Source organism: Viridibacterium curvum (assembly GCF_039544165.1).
In the GTDB taxonomy this organism is placed as follows: Bacteria; Pseudomonadota; Gammaproteobacteria; order Burkholderiales; family Rhodocyclaceae; genus Viridibacterium; species Viridibacterium curvum.
In genome coordinates this window covers 15723-37068 of record NZ_BAABLD010000007.1, presented here as the reverse complement: position 1 = coordinate 37068, position 21346 = coordinate 15723, and the positions used below count along the sequence as shown (strand labels likewise).

The 21346-nt window shown below is 64.1% G+C and carries 19 protein-coding genes; 14 read left to right on the top strand and 5 right to left on the bottom strand.

Annotated features, from left to right (window positions below):
* Window positions 1-1302, top strand: coding sequence for an NAD(P)/FAD-dependent oxidoreductase (locus ABEA02_RS06540; RefSeq protein ID WP_345532073.1), 1302 nt, complete (start codon window positions 1-3; stop codon window positions 1300-1302).
* Window positions 1303-1307: 5 nt separating this feature from the next.
* On the top strand, window positions 1308-2009 hold the full coding sequence (locus tag ABEA02_RS06535) for an alpha/beta fold hydrolase (protein ID WP_345532072.1): 702 nt from the start codon (window positions 1308-1310) through the stop codon (window positions 2007-2009).
* A gap of 45 nt (window positions 2010-2054) precedes the next feature.
* Here ABEA02_RS06535 and leuB read toward each other — a convergent pair whose 3' ends face one another.
* The 4 genes from leuB to leuC all read right to left on the bottom strand — a co-directional run bounded on the left by leuB (window position 2055) and on the right by leuC (window position 5661).
* On the bottom strand, window positions 2055-3116 hold the full coding sequence (gene leuB / locus ABEA02_RS06530; RefSeq protein ID WP_345532071.1) for a 3-isopropylmalate dehydrogenase: 1062 nt from the start codon (window positions 3114-3116) through the stop codon (window positions 2055-2057).
* A gap of 77 nt (window positions 3117-3193) precedes the next feature.
* Complete coding sequence (locus ABEA02_RS06525; RefSeq protein ID WP_345532070.1) at window positions 3194-3487, bottom strand: hypothetical protein; 294 nt, start codon at window positions 3485-3487, stop codon at window positions 3194-3196.
* 7 nt (window positions 3488-3494) lie between these two features.
* Window positions 3495-4136 (bottom strand): 3-isopropylmalate dehydratase small subunit, encoded by a 642-nt coding sequence (gene leuD, locus ABEA02_RS06520; protein WP_345532069.1) that lies wholly within the window; start codon window positions 4134-4136, stop codon window positions 3495-3497.
* A 118-nt stretch (window positions 4137-4254) separates the two neighbouring features.
* A complete protein-coding gene (leuC, locus tag ABEA02_RS06515; protein WP_345532068.1) occupies window positions 4255-5661 on the bottom strand; it encodes a 3-isopropylmalate dehydratase large subunit in 1407 nt (468 codons plus the stop codon).
* A 582-nt stretch (window positions 5662-6243) separates the two neighbouring features.
* Here leuC and ABEA02_RS06510 point away from each other — a divergent pair.
* The 12 genes from ABEA02_RS06510 to ABEA02_RS06455 all read left to right on the top strand — a co-directional run bounded on the left by ABEA02_RS06510 (window position 6244) and on the right by ABEA02_RS06455 (window position 20929).
* Window positions 6244-7038 (top strand): helix-turn-helix transcriptional regulator, encoded by a 795-nt coding sequence (locus ABEA02_RS06510; RefSeq protein ID WP_345532067.1) that lies wholly within the window; start codon window positions 6244-6246, stop codon window positions 7036-7038.
* 198 nt (window positions 7039-7236) lie between these two features.
* Window positions 7237-8133 (top strand): hypothetical protein, encoded by an 897-nt coding sequence (locus ABEA02_RS06505; protein ID WP_345532066.1) that lies wholly within the window; start codon window positions 7237-7239, stop codon window positions 8131-8133.
* A gap of 114 nt (window positions 8134-8247) precedes the next feature.
* Window positions 8248-8622, top strand: coding sequence for a CoA-binding protein (locus ABEA02_RS06500; protein WP_345532065.1), 375 nt, complete (start codon window positions 8248-8250; stop codon window positions 8620-8622).
* A 75-nt stretch (window positions 8623-8697) separates the two neighbouring features.
* Entirely contained in the window at window positions 8698-9522 is an 825-nt protein-coding gene (aroE, locus tag ABEA02_RS06495) for a shikimate dehydrogenase (protein WP_345532064.1), read from the top strand.
* The gene (gene rsmB / locus ABEA02_RS06490; RefSeq protein ID WP_345532063.1) at window positions 9522-10958 is read left to right on the top strand and encodes a 16S rRNA (cytosine(967)-C(5))-methyltransferase RsmB; all 1437 of its coding nucleotides are present in this window, start codon (window positions 9522-9524) and stop codon (window positions 10956-10958) included. The genes aroE and rsmB overlap by 1 nt, the downstream gene beginning before the upstream one ends.
* The gene (locus tag ABEA02_RS06485) at window positions 10921-11529 is read left to right on the top strand and encodes a DUF4390 domain-containing protein (RefSeq protein ID WP_345532062.1); all 609 of its coding nucleotides are present in this window, start codon (window positions 10921-10923) and stop codon (window positions 11527-11529) included. Before rsmB ends, ABEA02_RS06485 begins: the two co-directional genes overlap by 38 nt.
* Before the next feature lie 110 nt (window positions 11530-11639).
* On the top strand, window positions 11640-13748 hold the full coding sequence (locus tag ABEA02_RS06480; RefSeq protein ID WP_345532061.1) for a sensor histidine kinase: 2109 nt from the start codon (window positions 11640-11642) through the stop codon (window positions 13746-13748).
* A gap of 277 nt (window positions 13749-14025) precedes the next feature.
* Window positions 14026-16476 (top strand): nitrite reductase large subunit NirB, encoded by a 2451-nt coding sequence (gene nirB / locus ABEA02_RS06475; RefSeq protein WP_345532060.1) that lies wholly within the window; start codon window positions 14026-14028, stop codon window positions 16474-16476.
* Window positions 16477-16584: 108 nt separating this feature from the next.
* Window positions 16585-16896 (top strand): nitrite reductase small subunit NirD, encoded by a 312-nt coding sequence (gene nirD / locus ABEA02_RS06470; RefSeq protein WP_345532059.1) that lies wholly within the window; start codon window positions 16585-16587, stop codon window positions 16894-16896.
* Between the two features lie 57 nt (window positions 16897-16953).
* Window positions 16954-17778, top strand: coding sequence for a type IV pili methyl-accepting chemotaxis transducer N-terminal domain-containing protein (locus ABEA02_RS06465; protein ID WP_345532058.1), 825 nt, complete (start codon window positions 16954-16956; stop codon window positions 17776-17778).
* Window positions 17779-17890: 112 nt separating this feature from the next.
* Complete coding sequence (locus ABEA02_RS06460; protein WP_345532057.1) at window positions 17891-19105, top strand: nitrate/nitrite transporter; 1215 nt, start codon at window positions 17891-17893, stop codon at window positions 19103-19105.
* Between the two features lie 123 nt (window positions 19106-19228).
* Window positions 19229-20929 (top strand): bifunctional protein-serine/threonine kinase/phosphatase, encoded by a 1701-nt coding sequence (locus ABEA02_RS06455; RefSeq protein ID WP_345532056.1) that lies wholly within the window; start codon window positions 19229-19231, stop codon window positions 20927-20929.
* A 78-nt stretch (window positions 20930-21007) separates the two neighbouring features.
* Here the strand turns inward: ABEA02_RS06455 and nirD (ABEA02_RS06450) are convergent, their stop codons facing one another.
* Window positions 21008-21343 carry a nitrite reductase small subunit NirD gene (gene nirD, locus ABEA02_RS06450; RefSeq protein WP_345532055.1) on the bottom strand — a complete coding sequence of 112 codons (336 nt, stop codon included), beginning with the start codon at window positions 21341-21343 and terminating at the stop codon, window positions 21008-21010.
* Window positions 21344-21346: the final 3 nt, after the last annotated feature.

The window sequence follows — 21346 nt, the reverse complement described above, 5'->3', positions numbered from 1 at the left end:
ATGAAACCTGCCTCTTCAGACTCACCTTCATCACGCAACAGACCACGCGTGGTCATCGTCGGCGCCGGTTTTGGCGGTCTTTCTGCCGCACGCGCCCTCGCCAACGCCCCCGTCGACGTACTGGTCATCGACCGCCGCAACCACCACCTGTTCCAGCCCCTGCTCTACCAGATCGCCACCGCCGGCCTGTCGCCCGCCGATATCGCAGCACCGATTCGCGGCGTGCTGTCCTCGCAGAAGAACGCCAGCGTCATCCTCGGTGAGGTCACGGGCATCGACCTCGCGACGCGCGAAGTGCTCGGCCACAACGCCGTGCGCGACGGCCGCGTCGGCTTCGACTACCTTATCCTCGCCACCGGCGCGCGCCACGCCTACTTCGGTCACGATGACTGGGAGGCTTACGCGCCGGGCCTCAAGACCGTCGAAGACGCCACCGCGATTCGCCACCGGCTGCTGGTCGCCTTCGAGCAAGCCGAGATGATTGACGACGAAACCGAGCGTCGTCGTCTGCTCACCATCGTCATCATCGGCGGCGGACCCACCGGTGTCGAAATGGCCGGCGCCGTCGCCGAACTCGCACGCGCTTCGCTCGCTACCGACTTCCGCCGCATCGACCCGCGTCAGGCGCGCATCATCCTCATCGAAGCCTCGCCACGCGTGCTTGCCACCTTCCCCGAATCGCTGTCCACCGCAGCCGCGCAATCGCTGCAGAAGCTGGGCGTCGAAGTGCGCCTCGGCCAAGCCGTCACCCAATGCGATGCGCAAGGCGTCGAGGTCGGTGGCGAACGCATTGATGCCGCCACCGTGGTATGGGCAGCCGGCGTGCAAGCCTCTGCGGCAGCAAGCTGGCTGGGCGCTGAGGCCGACCGCGCAGGCCGTGTGAAGGTGAATGCCGACTTCAGCCTGCCGGGGCAGCCGGATGTCTTCGTCATCGGCGACACCGCTACGCTCACCGACGCTGCGGGGAAGGTCGTGCCCGGCGTCGCACCCGCCGCCAAGCAGGCCGGCGTGCATGTGGCCAAGGTAATCCGTGCGCGCCTCAATGGCAGCCCAGCACCCGCACCCTTCCGCTACCTCAACTGGGGCAACCTCGCCACCATCGGCCGCCGCGCCGCCGTCGCCGACTTCGGCTGGCTGCGCCTGCACGGCACGATTGCCTGGTGGTTCTGGGGCTTCGTGCACATCTTCTTCCTCATCGACTTCCGCAATCGCCTCGCCGTGATGCTTAACTGGGCCTGGTCATTCGTGACCTTCAAGCGCGGTGCGCGACTGATCACCGGCAACCCGGACCGGCAGGGCTGAAGCGCATGAAGCTGGCCCTGCTGCCCGGCCTCGACGGCACGGGCTTGCTGTTCAAGCCACTGCTGCGCGCCCTGCCGCCGGAGATTGAGCCCATCGTCGTCACCTATCCCGTCGACAAGCCACTCGGTTACGACGCGCTGCTGCCCATTGCGTTGACCGCCCTGCCGGTCGACGAACCCTTCGTGCTGCTCGGCGAATCTTTCGGCGGACCACTCGCCTTGCGCGTCGCAGCGCTGAAGCCGACCGGCTTGCGTGCCGTGGTGCTGTGCGCGAGCTTCGTCACCGGCCCATACTGGTTCGTGCCGCGCATGGTCGCGCACATCATCCCCAGCGCACCGTTCCGGCTGATGCCGCTGATCTCGCGCATCCGCAGCCGCATCGGCGGCTACGACAACAGCGAAGTCGCGCAGCTGTCACAGCAGGCACTGCGCAGGGTCAGCCCTGCCGTGTGGGCACGACGCGTCAGCGAGCTGTTCGCCGTCGATGCACGCGAGCAGCTCCGCAGCTGCCATGTCCCACTGTTGTACCTGCGCGGCGAAAAGGACTTTGTGGTGCCCGCACGCAACCTGCATCGCATCCAGCAGCTGCGGCCGGATATCGAGGTGGCGTACGCGCCCTCACCTCACCTGCTGCTGCAATCCTGTCCTGCAGAGGCCGCAGCAGCGCTCACCGCATTCATTGCGCGACACCGACTGGCAGCCAAATGAAAAGGGCGCCTTACGGCGCCCTTTTTTGCGCTGTCTGTCGAGTGATTACAGCGCAGCCACCACCGCGTCGCCCATCTCGGTGCAGGACACGCGCTTCGTGCCCTCTTCGAAGATGTCGCCGGTACGCAGGCCCGAGGCCAGCACCTTCTTGACGGCGGTTTCGATGCGCGTTGCCGCAGCTTCGTTGGCGAAGGTGTAACGCATCATCATGGCGACCGACAGGATCATCGCCAGCGGGTTGGCGAGGTTCTTGCCGGCGATGTCGGGCGCCGAACCGTGGCAGGGTTCGTACATGCCCTTGTTGTTGGCGTCCAGCGATGCGGACGGCAGCATGCCGATGGAGCCGGTGAGCATCGAGGCCTCATCCGACAGGATGTCGCCGAACATGTTGCCGGTGACGACCACGTCGAACTGCTTCGGTGCGCGCACGAGCTGCATGGCGCAGTTGTCGACGAGCATGTGGGAGAGCTCGACATCCGGATATTCCTTCGAGATCTCGATGATGACGTCGCGCCACAGCTGCGTGGTTTCGAGCACGTTCATCTTGTCGACCGAGCACAACTTCTTGTTGCGCTTCTGCGCAGCCTTGAAGGCCACGTGACCGATGCGGCGGATTTCTTCCTCGTTGTAGATCATGGTGTTGCGACCCACGCGCAGACCACCTTCTTCGCTGATGCCACGCGGCTCGCCGAAGTAGATGTCACCGGTCAGTTCGCGCACGATCATGATGTCCAGACCCGAAACGATTTCGGGCTTGAGCGACGATGCGTTAGCCAGCTCGGGGTACAGCACGGCCGGGCGCAGATTGGCGAAGAGGTTCAGGTCCTTGCGGATGCCCAGCAGGCCGCGCTCGGGGCGCTGCGGGCGCGGCAGCACGTCCCACTTCGGGCCGCCGACCGCAGCGAGCAGCACGGCATCCGCAGCGCGGGCGGCCTTCTGCGTGGCGGGCGGATAGGGTTCGCCGGTCGCGTCGACCGCGGCACCACCGAGCAGCGCTTCTTCGAGCTCGATGTTCATGCCTTCCTTCTTGAAGACATCCAGCACGCGCAGGGCTTGCGCCATGATTTCCGGGCCGATGCCATCGCCGGGCAGATAACAGATTTTCATTCGTGATCCTTCAATGGGTAGGGTGCGCACTGCGCACCGGATTTTTGTTGTGGGCAGAATGGTGCGCGGTGCGCACCCTACTCTTTCTCGTGCGTCAGGTGCTTGACCAGCGCGTGCTCACAGGCCTTGAACAAGGCATAGAACGCAACGCTGAGGTAGGCGTTGAGCAACAGGCCGAGCAACTGATCGAGCGCGCCGTCCCGCACCACCCTCCAGCCATGCTCAACGAACAGGTTGAGGTTGGCGCGGAAGATGACGAACAGGTTGTAGGACGTCACGCCGAACAGGATGAAGAAAACACCCGTGAGCACGAAGGTGACCCACGGGCGATTGTTCAAGGTGTTCAGCCAGATGCTGCGCACGCGCTTCATGCCGGTGTTACTGCGCGAACAGCCAGGGTTGAGCGGCCTTGTGCCTGGCTTCGAACGCACGGATTTCGTCCGCGTGCTGCAGCGTCAGGCCGATCTCATCGAGGCCGTTGAGCAGGCAGTGCTTGCGGTGCGGCGTGATGTCGAAGCCGAACGAGAAGCCCGAGGGCGTCGTCACGGTTTGCGCTTCGAGGTTCACGTCGAGCTTGTAGCCCTCGGTCGCTTCGCACTCCTTGAACAGGCGATCCACGATCTCGGCAGATGCGACGATGGGCAGCAGGCCGTTCTTGTAGCTGTTCGAGAAGAAGATGTCGGCAAAGGACGGCGCGATCATCACGGAGAAACCGCAGTCTTCGATGGCCCATGGCGCGTGTTCGCGCGAGGAGCCGCAACCGAAGTTGTCGCGGGCGAGCAGCACTTGTGCGCCCTGGTAGCGCGGCTTGTTCAGCACGAAGTCCATGTTCTTCGGACGATTCGTGCAGTCCATGCCGGGCTCGCCGTGGTCGAGGTAGCGCCACTCGTCGAACAGGTAGGGGCCGAAGCCCGAGCGCTTGATGGATTTCAAGAACTGCTTCGGGATGATCGCGTCGGTATCGACGTTGGCGCGATCGAGCGGGCACACGAGGCCGTTGATCTGTTTGAAGGCTTTCATCGTATTTTCCTTGATGATGAGGCCCTCACCCCAACCCCTCTCCCGCAGGGAGAGGGGCTTTTGAAACCCTCGCCCTGTGGGAGAGGGTGGTGCGAAGCACCGGGTGAGGGCCAGATTTTCATGCTTGACGCACGTCGACGAAGTGACCGGCGATGGCGGCAGCGGCAGCCATGGCGGGGCTCACGAGGTGGGTGCGACCACCGGGGCCCTGACGGCCTTCGAAGTTGCGGTTGGAGGTCGAGGCACAACGCTCGCCCGGCGAGAGACGGTCTGCGTTCATTGCGAGACACATCGAGCAGCCCGGCTCACGCCATTCGAAACCGGCTTCGATGAAGATCTTGTCCAGACCTTCCTCTTCGGCCTGACGCTTGACGATGCCGGAGCCCGGCACAACCATCGCCAGCTTCACGTTGCCAGCGACCTTCTTGCCCTTGGCAACGACAGCCGCGGCGCGCAAGTCTTCGATACGCGAGTTGGTGCAGGAGCCGATGAAGACCTTGTCGATCTTGATGTCGGTGATTGGCATGTCAGCCGTGAGGCCCATGTACTTGAGTGCGTTCTCGATGCCGGTGCGCTTCGTAGCATCCTTCTCGTTGGCAGGGTTCGGCACCTTGCCGCCGACGGCCAGCACCTGCTCGGGAGAAGTGCCCCAGGTGACTTGCGGCTCGATGCTGGCGGCGTCGAGTTCGACGACGGCGTCGAACTTCGCATCCGCGTCCGAGTGCAGCGTGTTCCAGTAGGCGACGGCCTTGTCCCAGGCTTCGCCCGTGGGCATGTTGTTGCGACCCTTGAGGTAGGCGATGGTCTTGTCATCCACACCGATGATGCCGGCGCGCGCGCCCGCTTCGATGGCGAGGTTGCAGACCGTCATGCGGCCTTCCATGGAGAGCTCGCGGAACACGGAGCCCGCGAACTCGATGCAGTAGCCCGTGCCGCCGGCGGTGCCGATCTTGCCGATGATGGCGAGCGCCACATCCTTGGCGGTGACGCCCAGACCCAGCTTGCCTTCGACCTTGACGAGCATGGCCTTGGACTTTTTCTGAATGAGCGTCTGCGTCGCCAGCACGTGTTCGACTTCCGAGGTGCCGATGCCGTGCGCCAGCGCACCGAAAGCGCCGTGCGTCGCGGTGTGGCTGTCACCACAGACCACCGTCATGCCGGGCATGATCGCGCCGTTCTCGGGCGCGATGACGTGGATGATCCCCTGGTTCTTGTGCTTGAACGGGAAGTACATCAGCGAACCGAATTCCTTGATGTTCGCGTCCAGCGTGTCGACCTGGGTCTTCGAGATCGGGTCTTCGATGTCGCGATCCCAGTTGTTGGTCGGCGTGTTGTGGTCGGGCACAGCCACCACGGAGGTGTTGCGCCAGGCCTTGCGACCGGCCAGACGCAGGCCTTCGAAAGCTTGCGGGCTGGTCACTTCGTGCACGAGGTGACGGTCGATGTAGAGGAGGCAGGTGCCGTCCTGTTCCTGACGGACCACATGCGGGTCCCACAACTTGTCGTAAAGCGTCTTGCCTGCCATGGCAGCTCCTTGGCTAAAACAGGGGGAAAAACCGTGCGCCGGATCGAGCATTCACGATAGACCGCACAGTGCAGGCGCGCATGGTAGAACTGCGCCAGTACCAGAACAAGGCTATTGGTTATACTGGTATTGAGAGTACCAGTGAGGAGTGAGGAGTGAGGAGTGAGGAGTGAGGAGTGAGGAGTGAGGAGTGAGGAGTGAGGAGTGAGGAGTGAGGAGTGAGGAGTGAGGAGTGAGGAGTGAGGAGTGAGGAGTGAGGAGTGAGGAGTGAGGAGTGAGGAGTGAGGAGTGAGGAGTGAGGAGTGAGGAGTGAGGAGTGAGGAGTGAGGAGTGAGGAGTGAGGAGTGAGGAGTGAGGAGTGAGGAGTGAGGAGTGAGGAGTGAGGAGTGAGGAGTGAGGAGTGAGGAGTGAGGAGTGAGGAGTGAGGAGTGAGGAGTGAGGAGTGAGGAGTGAGGAGTGAGGAGTGAGGAGTGAGGAGTGAGGAGTGAGGAGTGACCAGTGAGGAGTGAGGAGTGAGGAGTGAGGAGTGAGGAGTGAGGAGTGAGGAGTGAGGAGTGAGGAGTGAGGAGTGAGGAGTGAGGAGTGAGGAGTGAGGTGACGGCCCGGCGCAAGGAGCTGGGGGAATTCCTGCAGGTGCTGAGAGCCCGCAGCGCGCCGGAGGCCTTCGGCTTTCCCGCCGGCAGCCGACGCCGCACGGTCGGGCTGCGGCGCGAAGAGGTCGCCCAGCTCGCCGGCATCAGCGCCACCTGGTACACCTGGCTGGAACAGGGCCGCGAGGTGAATGTGTCCGCCGAGGTGCTGGGGCGGCTTGCCCAGTCATTGCAGCTCACCCGCTCCGAACGCGCCTACCTGTTCGAGATGGCCGGCCGCCGCGACGCGCAGGAACACGCCTCGCACGAAGACACGGCCCCGGCCGCGCTCATTGCCGTGCTCGACGACATCGCCGCACCCGCCTACATCATGGGGCGCTACTGGGACCTGCTGGCCTGGAACAAAGCCGCAGCGCAGCTCTTCACGGGTTGGCTGGACCAGAAGCAGGAACGCACGCCCAACCTGCTGCGTTTTGTCTTCCTCGACCCCGCCGCGCGCAGCCTGCTGGTCGACTGGGACGTGCGCGCGCGCCGGAACACCGCCGAGTTCCGCGCCGACTGCCGCACGCGCCTCGACGAGCCCGCGCTGCAACAGCTCGTCGATGAACTCACACAAGGCAGTGAAGAATTCGCACGCTTCTGGAAGCAACATGATGTGCTCGAACGCCAAGGCGGCCAGCGTGACTTCCGCCACCCGAAACGCGGTCTCGTCAGCTACCTGCAGGTGACCCTGCGTCCGGTCGAACAGGAGCAGCTGAAGCTGGTGATGCTCACCTCCTTACGCTGATCACTTGGAAGACTGCGGGCAGGCAACCGGGCGGGCAGCGAAACGCTGTCGTCTCCAGGCCCGCATGACGCGGGAACCCGACGGCCTTCCAGCGTTCTGACCTATCGCAGGGCATGCACAGGCGGCACAATACGCGCCCAAAACCTCGGGGCGCCGCCGCGCACCCAGCCCTGCCAGACAACAGAAGGAGAGAAACCGATGCCATCCCGTCTCATCAAAGCTCGAACCCTGCTCAGCCTCGTTGCCGCCTTGGCCGGCCTTGCCACAACGGCTCATGCCGACCAGAACATCAGCTTGCGCACCTTGCAGTCGCTGCCTGAAGTGCAGGCCACGCTGGATCCCGCGATTCGCATGCTGTGGCTGGACGAAGCCCCTCCAGCCCTTGTCGAAAGCACGCCAGTCGCGAACTACAACGCCACCGGCATCAGCGTGATCCCGTTCAACGTCGACGAATCGCACTGCCACGAAGCCTTCGTTCGCGTCCTCAAGAACATGCTGGAGACCGCCCGCACGGCCGGCTACGACGTCATCTACGACATCCGCCCCGCGCTCAAGGATGGCCCTGCGAACAGCACTGCCGCCGTCTTCTGCAGCACCAGCCCGACGACGGCTCGCGTGTTCTTCACCGCAAGGATGGGCATGACCCAGAACGCGCGCACGCGCGCTGACAGCATCGATCGCGAAGCCGAGCGCCTCGCCATCAACGCCAATCGCCCAGCCGCCAAGGGCGCGCTTTACATCCCGTTTGCGCCCATTATCGAATCGCCTGAGATTCGCGATCTGCTCGGCAACGACGTGAGCCTCGTGCTCGGCAGCCAGAACCCGCCCGCCTACGCCCTGCGCTATGGTCCGATCACCTACTCGGAATCGGCCGACAGCAACGGCAAGACGCCGACCGAAACCTGCCAGGCGGCAGCCATCGCCACCCTGCGCAGCATGATCAAGGATGCCCGCGCCAACCGCTACAACGGACTGATCCGCGTGCGCAGCTATCTCAATAACCAGATTGCCCCCTCGCCCACAGATATCGAGTGCGAAGCCGGCAACCGCAGCGCCAAGGTCGTTCTGCGCACCATCCTGATCCAGAAGAAGTGAGCCCCTGCCCTGCAGCTGCCTGTGCAAGTGCCACCGGCAGCTGCAGGGCTTGAAATCGCCAGCCGCAGCGCCAACTGCATCGGTGAGCGGGAACCATCCTGATACGAGGCCACCATGCCAACCCGCAGCGAACGCGTCGCCGTCATCGGCGCCAGCAACAACCCCGAGCGCTACGCCAACAAGGCCATGAAGATGCTGGCCGACTACGGCCACGAGCCCGTGCCGGTAGCGCCCGCCGTGGCCACGGTCGAAGGGCGCCCGGCTTATGCCACGCCCGCTGCCGTGCCAGACAAGGTAGACACCGTGACGATGTACGTCGGCCCCGCGCGTCAGGGCGCTCTCATCGACGGCATCATCGCGCTCGCTCCGCGCCGGGTGATCTTCAACCCGGGCACCGAAAATCAGGCCTCGTACGACAAGCTCGACGCCGCCGGCATCGAACACTTCGAAGCCTGTACGCTGGTGCTGCTTCGCACCGGCCAGTTCTGACGCAAGCCCGGCCGGGCGCGAAGCTGCCCGGCCCGCGAGTGGCCTACAATGGCGCCTCTTTTCAGGAGCGCCCCCATGACCGACCGCTACGCCATCATCGGCAACCCCATCGCCCAGGCCAAATCTCCCGCATTGCAGATGGCCTTTGCCAAGGCGAACGGGCAGGACATGGAGTACGGCGCGATCCTCGGCGAGCCAGGCAAGTTTGCCGAAGCGATACGTGAATTCCAGCGGCAAGGCGGCAAGGGCATGAACATCACCATGCCGTTCAAGCTCGATGCCTTCGCGCTGGCTGACGAACTTACCGCCCGTGGCCGCGCGGCAGGCGCCATCAACATGTACACGCTGCGCGCCGACGGCACGATCCTTGGCGACAACACGGATGGTTTCGGCATCGTGCGCGACATCACCCACAACCTGGGCTGCGCGATCCATGGCCGCAAGGTGCTGCTGCTGGGCGCAGGCGGTGCCGTGCGCGGCACGCTGCTGCCCTTGTTCGCCGAAGCCCCCGCCGAAGTTTTCATCGCCAACCGCACGGCCAGCAAGGCCGTCGAGCTGGCCGACGAATTTGGCGCCGAAGCGGGCAGCACCAAGCTGGCCGGAGGTGGCTTTGCGGACATCCCCGGTGGCTTCGACATCATCATCAACGGCTCGGCGTCGAGCATGACGGGCGACGTGCCGCCGCTGGCACCTGCGGTCTGGCAGGCCGCACAGCTGGCCTACGACATGGCCTACAAGAAGGAGCCGACGGCCTTCGTGCTCGCCGCGCGTGAAGCGGGCGTGAAGCAGACGGCAGACGGCCTCGGCATGGTCGTCGAGCAGGGCGCCGAGTGCTTCTTCCTGTGGCGCGGCATCCGTCCCGACACGGCCCCGGTGATCGCTGCCCTGCGTGCCGCCTGATGGCCGGCCCGCAGAAACCCGGACCCAAGCGGTCGGCCCCGCCGCGTCAGCCCGGCTCAGCGCAAGCTGACCGTCCGCGCACCGAGCAAGGCGCGGCACGTCGCCTGGCCAACAAGGCGGCGCGCGATCAGCGCCAGACCGTTGCCCTGCCGCCGCTGCCCGCTGACTCACTGGCCCTCGCGCTCACCATCGCGGCCGAAGGCCTTGCCAAGGTGCGCGGCGGCCAGGCACTCAATGACGGCCTTGCCTCGCTGTGGGCACCCTACCCGGACCTGCCCGCCAGCACGCGTGGCGCTGCACAGGACATGCTCTACGGCACGCTGCGCGACTATGCCCGCAGCGAGGTCATGCTGCGCCAGCTGATGCAGCAGGCGCTCACCGAGCCGGTCATCGACGGCCTCCTGAGAGTCGCTCTGCATCGCCTGGAGGCGCGCCCGGATGCCGCCCACACCATCGTCGATCAAGCCGTCGAAGCCTCCGCACGCATTGCACGGGGCGGGCTCAAGGGCCTCACCAACGGCGTGCTGCGTAACGCCCTGCGCCAGTGGCCAACCCTGATCGCTGCCGCAGATCGCGACGACGAGGGCCGTTACCGTCATCCGCGTTGGTGGATCAATGCCACGCGCCGTAACCACCCGGAGCACTGGCAAGCCATCCTGCAGGCTGCCAACACGCATCCGCCGATGTGCCTGCGCATCAATCGGCGCGTCACCACGCTTGCGGCAGAACAGACCCTGCTGCGGGAAGCCGGCATCGCCACGCGCGCGCTGGGTGACTGGGCGCTCTTGCTTGAGAAACCCATACCCGTCGCCAGCCTGCCCGGCTATGCCGACGGCCGCCTCTCGGTGCAGGATTGGGGCGCCCAGCAAGCGGCCACCTTGCTCGACCTGCAAGCCGGCCAGCGCGTGCTCGATGCCTGTGCTGCCCCCGGCGGCAAGACCGCCCACATGCTGGAACTGGCCGACATCGAACTCACCGCGCTGGACGCAGACCCGCAGCGCGCCCGCCGCGTCAGCGACCAGCTGGCGCGCCTCAGCCTGAATGCCACGGTGCAGGCCGCCGACTGCCGCGACGCCAGCCTGTGGGACGGCCAGGCCTACGACCGCATCCTCGCCGACGTGCCCTGTTCAGCCTCAGGCGTTGTGCGCCGCCACCCGGACATCAAATGGTTGCGTCAAAGCGAGGATGTTGCGGGTTTTGCAACGCTGCAAGCCGAAATTCTGGATGCGCTGTGGGCAAGGCTGGCTCCGGGCGGGAAAATGCTTTATGTGACCTGTTCCATCTTTGCTGACGAGAACAGCCTGCAAGTTGCGCGTTTTGCAGCGCGTCATAACGATTGCCAGCGTCTGGCCTTCGATGACGGTCTGCCCGAGCGCCGCCTGCTGCCCGGTCCGGAACATGACGGTTTCTATTTCGCCCTGCTGCAGAAGCGCTAACCGGCGCCATCGCATCCTGCGCTGGCTGGGCATGCTGCTGTGCCTGCTGTTCGCGCAGGGGCTGCTGGCGGACACTCCCCGGCCGCTGGACTTCCACTACACGGAAGTCGTGCTCGTCGATAACGCCTACTTCCTCAACGCCTCGCTGTCGGGCGATGCGCCGCAACGCGTTGAAGAGCTGGTGCAGGCCGGCGTCGTGATCCCCTTTGTCGCCGAGTTCGTGCTGAGCCGACCGCGCTGGTACTGGTTCGACGAGGTCATCGTCGAGCGCGCGCTGGACATCAAGCTGTCGTACCACGCCCTGACGCGCCAGTACCGCCTCAGCACCGGCGGGCTTTACCGCAGCTTCAGCAGCTTTCCGCAGGCTTTTGCGGCCTTGCGCGCACTGCGCAACTGGCAGGTGGCCGAACGTACCCAGCTGACGCCGGGCGAGTCCTACAACGCGGCAGTGCGCTTGCGGCTGGATATCGGGCAGCTCCCCAAACCCTTCCAGGTCGCAGCCATCGGCAAGAAAGATCTCGCCGTGATGACGCCCTGGTCGCGCTGGACTTTCCTAGCCGGGCCGCGTTGATAGAGCGAGAGCGCCTGTGGAGATCGCCGCCTTCCCCCCCTCTCCCCCAACCCCTCCCCCTCATGGGGAGGGGAGCTTCGTGCGCCGCTTCGCGGCGACTATAAATACTGATGCGTAACCGCAACATCCGCCGCCTCGTCGTCCTCACTACCCTGCTCGGCGCGGTGCTGCTGCTGTTGCTGGCCTTTGCCGGCGCCAACACCACGGCCTTCGCCGAGAACTATCCGCTCCTGCTGGGTGCCAACGGCCTCGTCGCCCTGGCCCTGTTCATCCTCGTCAGCGTGCAGCTGCGCACGCTGTGGCAGGAATATCGCCAGCGGCAATTCGGCTCACGGCTCAAGCTCAAGCTGATCGGGATGTTCGTGCTGCTGTCGGTGTTGCCGGGCAGCATCATCTACTTCGTGTCGGTGCAATTCGCCGTGCAGTCGGTCGAGTCCTGGTACAACGTGAAGGTGGATACGGCGCTCGAAAACGGCCTGTCGCTGGGCCGCAGCGCGCTCGACGCGCTGCTTGACCAGCTCGCCGAACGCACGCGCAGCGCCGCCCTCGACCTCGGCGAGAGCGGTCAGACGCCCAGCCTGCCGGCCCTGACCCGTTTGCGCAGCAATCTCGACGTGGCCAACATCAGCGTGCTGTCCTCCAGCGGCCGCGTCATGGTGTCGGCTGGTGAGGAGATGCGCCTGCAGGTCGAGTCCCCCGAACCCGCACAGCTGCGCCAGGCACGGCAGACACAGGGCTGGCGCGCGGTGGAGTCAGACGGCCGCGAAGGGTTGATCCTGCGCGTCGTGGTGCCCATCCCGAGTCGCCACTACATTACCGACAGCCTGCTGCTGCAGGTCATGCAGCCGGTGCCAGAATCGCTGGCCAGCAGCGCCGAGGGCATCCAGACCCTGCACCAGGAATACCAGGAGCTGCTGCTCGCGCGGCAAGGCCTCAAGCAGATCTACATCATCACCCTGACCCTGGGGCTGCTGCTGGCCGTGTTCGCCGCCGTGGCCATTGCATTCGTATTCGCGCGCTCGCTGTCCGCCCCGCTATCCATCATTGCCGAGGGTACGCAAGCCGTCGCGTCCGGCGACTTCTCGCCACGCCAGGCTTTGCCTGCGCGCGACGAGCTGGGCGTACTGACGCAAAGCTTCAACCGCATGACGCGCCAGCTGCTGGAGGCGCGCGCGCTCGCCGAGAAGAACTCGGCTGCCGTCAGCGCGGCACGTGCCTACCTCGAAAGCGTGCTGACCAACCTCTCGGCCGGCGTGCTGGCCTTCTCGGCCGATGGTCGCCTGCGTGCCGCAAATCGCGGCGCCCTGACCAGCCTGCGCGACGACCTCGAAACCGTCGCCGACATTCCGCTCACCGACTGGCCAGTGCACACAACTTTCCGCGACGCCGTGCTGACCGGCTTCGCCGAGCGCGAGGGCGACTGGCAACAGCAGATCGACATCGACCACGGCGGTGGCGAAGTGCAAACCCTGCTGTTGCACGGCTCGCGCCTGCCTGCCGATGGCGGCTTCGTGGTGGTGTTCGACGACATCACGCAGCTCATCTCGGGCCAGCGCAATGCGGCCTGGGCCGAGGTCGCCCGGCGCCTCGCACACGAAATCAAGAATCCGCTCACGCCGATCCAGCTCGCTGCAGAACGATTGGAGATGCGCCTCGCTGAACAGCTCGACGACAAGGGCCGCGACATGCTGACGCGCGCCACGCACACCATCGTCAACCAGGTCGAGGCGATGAAGACGCTGGTGAACAGCTTCCGCGACTACGCCCGCCTGCCACCACCAACGCTGGCCAGCGTCGACCTGAATGAGCTGGTGCGTGACGTGCTGGTGCTCTACGAGAACACACCGCAACGCATCCGCATACAACTCGGTGACGGCCTGCCGCTGGTGCGCGCCGACGCCAGCCAGCTGCGCCAGGTCATCCACAACCTGTTGCAGAACGCCCAGCAGGCACTCGGCGACAAACCCGACGCAGCGATCCACCTGACGACCCGCCACGATGGGCGCCGCGTCGAACTGCAGCTGCGCGACAACGGCCCGGGCTTCCCGCAAGCCATGTTGTCGCGCGCCTTCGAACCCTATGTAACGACCAAGCCCAAGGGCACAGGCCTGGGCCTCGCCATCGTCAAAAAAATCATCGACGAGCACCGCGGCGAGATCAGCCTGGGCAACGCCACCGAAGGGGGCGCCGAGGTCTGCATCCGCCTCGCGCCGGCCTGAACCCCGCACCGCCAACTTGGTGCGGCCAGCACCGTCAAGGCGCAAATCGCTTCGGCGCGATCGCCCTCTCGCCCTTGTCCACCAATAATAATCAATGACTTGGCATCGCCGGTCTACATGGCACACGCGTTGCTTGCCTCAGATCAATCGCGACAATGCCCCAGGGCGCGTGGTTTCCTGCAACGGCGCTGGAAATTACGGATCAATGGCGATCTCTGTCAAAGCTGAATTCGATTCATCAGGGGCTCCTGCCCCGGCTTTCTAACAGAGGTATCACATGCGCAAGCTCAAGCTCGTCATGGTCGGCAACGGCATGGCCGGCGTCCGCACTCTTGAGGAACTCATCAAGATTGCGCCCGACATGTACGACATCACGGTATTCGGCGCCGAGCCCCACCCGAATTACAACCGTATCCTGCTCTCGCCCGTGCTCGCCGGCGAGATGACCATCAAGGACATCATCCTGAATGACCTTGACTGGTACAAGGACAACGGCATCACCCTGCACACCGGCAAGAAGATCACCACGATCGACCGCAAGGCACGCAAGGTCGTTGCCGATGACGGCACCGAAGCCGAGTACGACCGCCTGTTGCTGGCCACCGGATCCAACCCCTTCATCCTGCCCGTTCCGGGTAAGGACCTGCCGGGTGTCATTTCCTACCGCGACATTGCCGACACCGACGCGATGATTGCTGCGTCGTCCACGCACAAACATGCCGTCGTCATCGGCGCTGGCCTGTTGGGCCTGGAAGCCGCCAACGGCCTTGCGATCCGCGGCATGGATGTGACCGTGGTGCATATCGGCAACTGGATCATGGAGCGCCAGCTCGACAAGACGGCTGGTTTGCTGCTGCAGAAGGCGCTCGAAGCCAAGGGCATGAAGTTCAAGCTGCCTGCGCAGACGGCCGAGCTCGTCGCCGGCGCAAGTGGGCGTGTGGCCGCAGTGAAGTTCAAGGACGGCGAAGAGATCCCGGCCGACCTCGTCGTCATGGCTGCCGGCATCCGCCCCAATACCGAACTGGCCGAGAAAGCAGGCCTGCACTGCAACCGTGGCATCGTCGTCAATGACACGATGCAGACCTACGATCCACGCATTTACTCGGTTGGCGAATGCGCCAACCACCGCGGTATCGCCTACGGCCTCGTTGCGCCACTGTTCGAACAGGCCAAGGTGGCCGCGAACCATATCGCCATGTACGGCATAGGTCGATACCAAGGCTCGGTCACCAGCACCAAGCTCAAGGTCACCGGCATCGACGTGTTCTCGGCTGGCGACTTCATGGGCGGCGAAGGCACGGAAGACATCGTGCTGTCTGACCCCGGCGCGGGCGTCTACAAGCGCGTGGTGATCAAACAAGACAAGATCGTGGGTGCCGTCATGTATGGCGACACCGTGGATGGCTCCTGGTACTTCCAGATGATGAAGGACGGCCAGGACATCCACGAAATCCGCGACCACCTTCTGTTCGGCAAGTCCCACCTGGGCGACGTAGGTCACAAGGGGCAGAACTCGGCCGCTTCCCTCCCCGACACGGCTGAAGTCTGTGGCTGCAACGGTGTCTGCAAGGGCACCATCGTGAGAGCGATCAAGGAAAAGGGCATCTTTACGCTTGAGGACGTTCGCAAGCACACCAAGGCCTCCAGCTCCTGCGGATCCTGCACGGGGCTTGTCGAACAGATCCTCGCGTCAACCATCGGTGGTGCCTACACGCCAGCCGATTCGAACAACAAGGCGGTCTGCGCCTGCACCGATCACTCGCATGGCGAAGTACGCAAGGCCATCTACGACCAGAAGCTGCTGAGCATCCCTGCCGTGATGCACGCCATGAACTGGAAGACGCCCAACGGCTGCGCGACCTGCCGCCCTGCGCTGAACTACTACCTGATCTCGAGCTGGCCGCACGAGGCCCAGGACGATCCGCAGTCGCGCTTCATCAACGAGCGTGCGCACGCCAACATCCAGAAGGACGGCACCTATTCGGTGGTGCCGCGCATGTGGGGCGGCCTCACCACGCCCGATGAACTGCGTGCCATCGCCGACGCCGCCGAGAAGTACAAGGTGCCGACCATCAAGGTCACGGGCGGCCAGCGTATCGACTTGCTGGGCGTGAAGAAGGAAGATCTGCCGAAGATGTGGGGTGACTTCGCCAAGGCCGGCATGGTCTCGGGCCATGCGTATGGAAAAAGCCTGCGCACAGTGAAGACCTGCGTCGGCGCCGAGCACTGCCGCTTCGGCACGCAGCGTTCGATGGACATGGGCGTCAAGCTTGAGAAGATGTTGTTCGGCATGTGGTCGCCGCACAAGGTCAAGCTGGCCGTCTCCGGTTGCCCGCGCAACTGTGCCGAAGCCGGTATCAAGGACGTGGGCGTGATCGGTGTGGATTCCGGTTACGAGCTCTACGTCGCCGGTAACGGCGGCATCAAGACCGAAGTTGCCGAGTTCTTCTGCAAGGTCAAGACCGACGAAGAAGTCATGGAGTACTCGGGCGCCTTTCTGCAGCTCTATCGCGAAGAAGGCTACTACCTGGAGCGCACAGTGCACTACGTGCAGCGCGTGGGCCTCGATTACGTAAAGAGCAAGGTTGTCGAAGACGCCGAGAATCGCAAGGCTCTCTACGAACGCATGCTGTTCGCCTTCCAGAACTACAAGGATCCGTGGCTGGAGCGTAGCGACGTTGCTGGCGAAGCCGAGCTGAGGAAACCCTTCGAAGATTTCGCGGTGTGAGGCCTGCCATGAACGACTGGGAAAAGACCTTCACGCACGACGACGAAAACACACAGGGCTGAGCGCAACCTGCCGCCGCCTGACTCCACACCTCTGCACTGACACGCCATGACCGACTGGAAAAGAATCTGCCCCCTGACCGACATCCCCGTACTGGGGTCACGCGTCGTCAAAAGCGAGAAGCATGGCGATATCGCCATCTTTCGCACCTCGGACGATGAAGTCTTTGCGGTGCATGACAAGTGCCCGCACAAAGGCGGCCCGCTGTCGCAAGGCATCGTGCACGGCAAAATCGTAACATGCCCATTGCATAGCTGGAAGATCGAGCTCGACACCGGCAACGCGGTGGCGCCGGACGTCGGCTGCAGCAAGTCTTTCGCCGCCAGGGTTGAAGGCGGCGAGGTCTTCCTGTCGGTCTGACCCCCTGTAGCACGCACCGAATCCGCAACCGTTTCATATTTTCAGCAGCCGTTCATCATGTCATCGCACACTTCACGTCGTCGCTTCCTCCAGCTTGCCGGTTCTGCCACCCTTATCACCATGGGAGGCTCTGTCCTTGCAGCACCTGTCCAGGGAAGCATCTCCATGCTGGAAGCCATCAACCAGGCTGGGCGCCAGCGCATGCTGTCGCAGCGCATGGCCAAGCTGTACGGCCAGCAGCTTCGCAACGTACGCAACACGGACGCCACCAGGCTGATGACAACGTCGATCGCACTGTTCGACCAGCAACTCGCAACGCTGCGCGCCTTCACGCAAAAGCAGGGCGCCACAGAGATCACAAAAAGCTACGAGGAGCTCGGCATGCGCTGGCAGGACTATCGCGCCGTGGTGAGCGCACAACCAACGGGCGAGGGCTTGCGCCAGGTCGCCCAGCTCAACGAACAGGTGCTCGCGAACGCGCATCAGGCCACCCTGATGCTGGAGAAGCTGCACGGTGGCTCGCTGGGCAAGCTGGTGAACATCTCTGGGCGCCAGCGCATGCTGTCGCAGCGCATGTCGAAGTTCTACTTCTTCCGCAGCAACGGCCTCAACTCGGCAGACGTGGGCAAGGGACTGGAGACAGCGCGCGGTGAATTCCTTGCCGGTCTCAATACGCTCAAGAACGCACCGGAGAACTCCAGCGAGATCCGCAACTGGATCGAGCTGGCAGAGGCCCAGTGGCCGTTCTTCGACGACGCCGTGCGCGCACAGACGCCGAATCGTGGCGAGCAGGCCTATCACGACAGTAACGTTGCCACGACCTCGGAAAATATCCTGCAGGTCATGGACAAGCTCACGGGTCTCTACACCGCACTGAGCTGATCCGCATTCCAATTGGTGGCCGCCGTCAACGGCGACGGAGTGGCCCCACCCTCTTATGCAGCATTCCGGCAACGACGTTGGAGCGCGCTGCACGCCTTCAACGGAGACATCCATGGACAAGAAGTCCTTCTTGCATGCCGGCCATTTGCCGACCCTGATTGCAGCCTTCCTCTATTTCGACCTCGCCTTCATGGTGTGGGTGCTGCTCGGCCCGCTGGGCGTGCAGATCGCCAAAGACCTCGGCCTCACTGCCGCCCAGAAGGGTTTCATGGTCGCCACCCCCCTACTCGCGGGCGCCCTGTTGCGCCTCGTGATGGGTGTGCTGGTCGACCAGCTCAAGCCGAAGATGGCCGGCATCATCGGCCAGGTCATCATCCTCGCTGCACTGTTCTTCGCCTGGCACTTCGGCATCCACAGCTACAACGAAATCCTCACACTGGCGGTATTCCTCGGTGTCGCAGGCGCTTCGTTTGCCGTGGCCCTGCCGTTGGCCTCGCGCTGGTATCCGCCGGAGCATCAGGGCACCGCCATGGGCATTGCCGGCGCCGGCAATTCGGGCACCGTGCTGGCCGCGCTGTTCGCGCCAGGGCTCGCCATGGCAGTGGGCTGGAACAACGTCTTCGGCCTCGCGCTGATTCCGCTGGGCGTGGTCTTCCTGCTCTACCTGATCATGGCCAAGGATGCGCCCGATGCGCCGCCGCCCAAGCGCTTCGCTGACTACGCGAAGGTACTGGCCGACCGCGATTCGTGGTGGTTCATGTTCTTCTACTCGGTGACCTTCGGTGGCTTCTCGGGTCTGGCCAGCTCGCTGGTGATCTACTTCAACTCCGAATATGGCCTGGACCCCAAGACCGCCGGCTACTTCGCCGCTGCCTGCGTGTTCGCTGGCAGCGTGTCGCGCGCGCTGGGTGGCAACTTCGCTGACCGCATCGGCGGTATCAAGATGCTGACCGGCGTCTACGTCGTCGCTTCGATCTTCATCGCCATCGTCAGCTTCGGCATCAACAACGTATGGCTCGCCGCACTGGTGCTGAGCATTGCCATGCTGGCACTGGGTATGGGCAACGGCGCCGTATTCCAGCTGCTGCCGCAACGTTTCCGCAAGGACATCGGCGTCATGACTGGCCTCGTCGGCATGGCTGGTGGTATCGGCGGCTTCTACCTGGCCTCCAGCCTCGGTTACGCCAAGCAACAGACCGGCAGCTACCAGGTCGGCCTGCTGATCTTTGTCGGCCTCGCCGTGCTGGCCCTGCTGGGCCTCACTGGCGTGAAGACGCGCTGGCGCACCACCTGGGGTGCAGCGCACCTGACCACAGCAAAAATCTAGTGATGAGGAAGAAGTGAGGGGAGAGGAGTACACGTCGGGCGCGCAAGCACCATCTCTCACCGGCAACCGCTTGTAAACTCCTCACTCCTCACTCCTCACTCCTCACTCCTCACTCCTCACTCCATGCTCACCGTCTCCCTCGGCCATGCCTCGCTCAAAGGCCCGCGCGCCAACAACGAAGACTTCGTTGGCGCTGTCACACCCGAGGGGGCTGAGCTCGACAACAAGGGACTCATCGCCGTCGTGGCCGATGGCGTCGGCGGACACGCAAACGGACGCGAGGCCGCCGAGTTCACGGTGCGCAGCCTGCTTTGTGACTACTACGCGACGCCCGACACGTGGGCCATCCCGAAAGCGCTCGACAAGGTCATCAGCGCAGCCAACCGGTGGCTGGTCTCGCAGTCGGCCAAGCGCGCCGAAACGGCTGGAATGGCGACCACGCTGTCCACAGTCGTGCTGCGTGGCCGTCGCTGGGTCAGCGCACACGTCGGCGATTCGCGCACCTACCTGCTGCGCGATGGCGAACTCAAGCGCCTGACGCAAGACCACATCTGGGAGCACCCGGAACTCGACACGGTGCTGTCACGCGCTGTCGGTCTCGACCAGCGTCTGTCCCTGGATTTCAGTGAAGGCGAGCTGCAGGAAGACGACTGCTTCATTCTCCTCACCGATGGCGCCTGGGGCACGCTGCGCGATGCCCGCATCCAGGCCATTGTCGAAAAGTTCGAAGACCCGCAGGAGGCCGCCTTCGCCCTCGTCGAAGCAGCGGTCGACGGTGGCGCTCAGGACAACTGCACTGCACTGGTCCTGTACGTCAATGAACTGCCCCGCGACACTTTGCGCGATTCGCTGGCGCGCATCCGCGAACTGCCGATCCCGGCGCGTCTCAAACCGGGGCAGGAGATTGACGGCCTGACCGTGCTCGACGTGATGCACGACTCGCGCGTCACCTTGCTCTACCGGGTGCGCTTGCCCAATGGTGACGTGGCCGTGCTGAAGACTTTGCACGACAGCGCTGACCCCCAGGACGCCGCCGCGTTGGCACATGAAGAGTGGATCGCCCGGCGAGTCACCGACGCGGCGTTCCCGCAAGTGATTCCCTGGACCGCCCGCAGCCAGCTCTACTACCTCATGACCTGGCACGAGGGCGAATCGCTCCGCCAGCGTCTGAATCGCGGCCATCGCTTCAGCGCTGCAGAGCTGGCCGATCTGGGCGAAAAGATCCTCAAGGGCCTCTCGTCACTGCACCGTCTCGGCATCATCCATCGCGACATCAAGCCGGACAACCTGCACCTCGGCGCTGATGGCCGCCTGCGCATCCTGGACCTGGGCGTTGCGGCATCCGATGGCCAGACCGAAGGCGAACGCTTTGGCGAGATCAACAACCCCGGCACGCCCAGCTACATGGCGCCTGAACTCTTCGCGCAGGGTGACGAGCGCCCCCGCGCCAACGAATCGAGCGATCTGTATGCGTTTGGCGTGACGCTATACGAGCTCGCCACACGAAAGTATCCCTATGGCGAGATCGAACCTTTTCAGCGCCCGAAATTCGGTGACCCGGTCCCCGCAACGCGCTATCGGCCTGACATTCCGGAATGGCTGGAGTCCATCCTGCTCAAGGCTGTGGCGCGCGAGGCTGTGCGGCGCTTTGAAACGGCTGAAGAAGTCCTGCTCGCCTTGCAGCGCGGCGCGCATCGCCCCCTGCAGGTGGCGCGCAGACGTCCGCTGATGGAACGCGACCCGCAGTTGGCGCTCAAGCTGCTGTGCGCGCTGTCGCTGTTCGGCAACGTGGCGCTGGCGCTACTGCTGTTCATGCGTAACTGAGCTTCTGCAGCGTGCTGAGGATGGAAAGCAGAACGCCCGGCAAATGCCGGGCGTTCTGCTTTGGCCTTGATTGCCTGCTCAGCTGACCGCCACCTGCACCTGCCCGCCCTCAACACGCACAGCATGCGCGCGAACGGAGTGCTGGGCCTCTTCAATGCATTCACCCGTGCTGAGATCAAAGTGGTTCTTGTACAGCGGTGAGGCCACCACCACGCGCTCGCCGATGCTGCCGATGAGGCCGCGCGACAGCACGCTGGCATTGGACTTGGGGTCAATGTTGTCGATGGCGTGGAATACCTCTGCCCCCACGCGGAAAACCGCAACGTGGCGGCCGTCTACGAGGGCACAAACGCCCGTGTTGGGAACGATGTCGTCCACTGCGCAGATGCTCGTCCAGTTCAGTGCTTGCGTCATGTG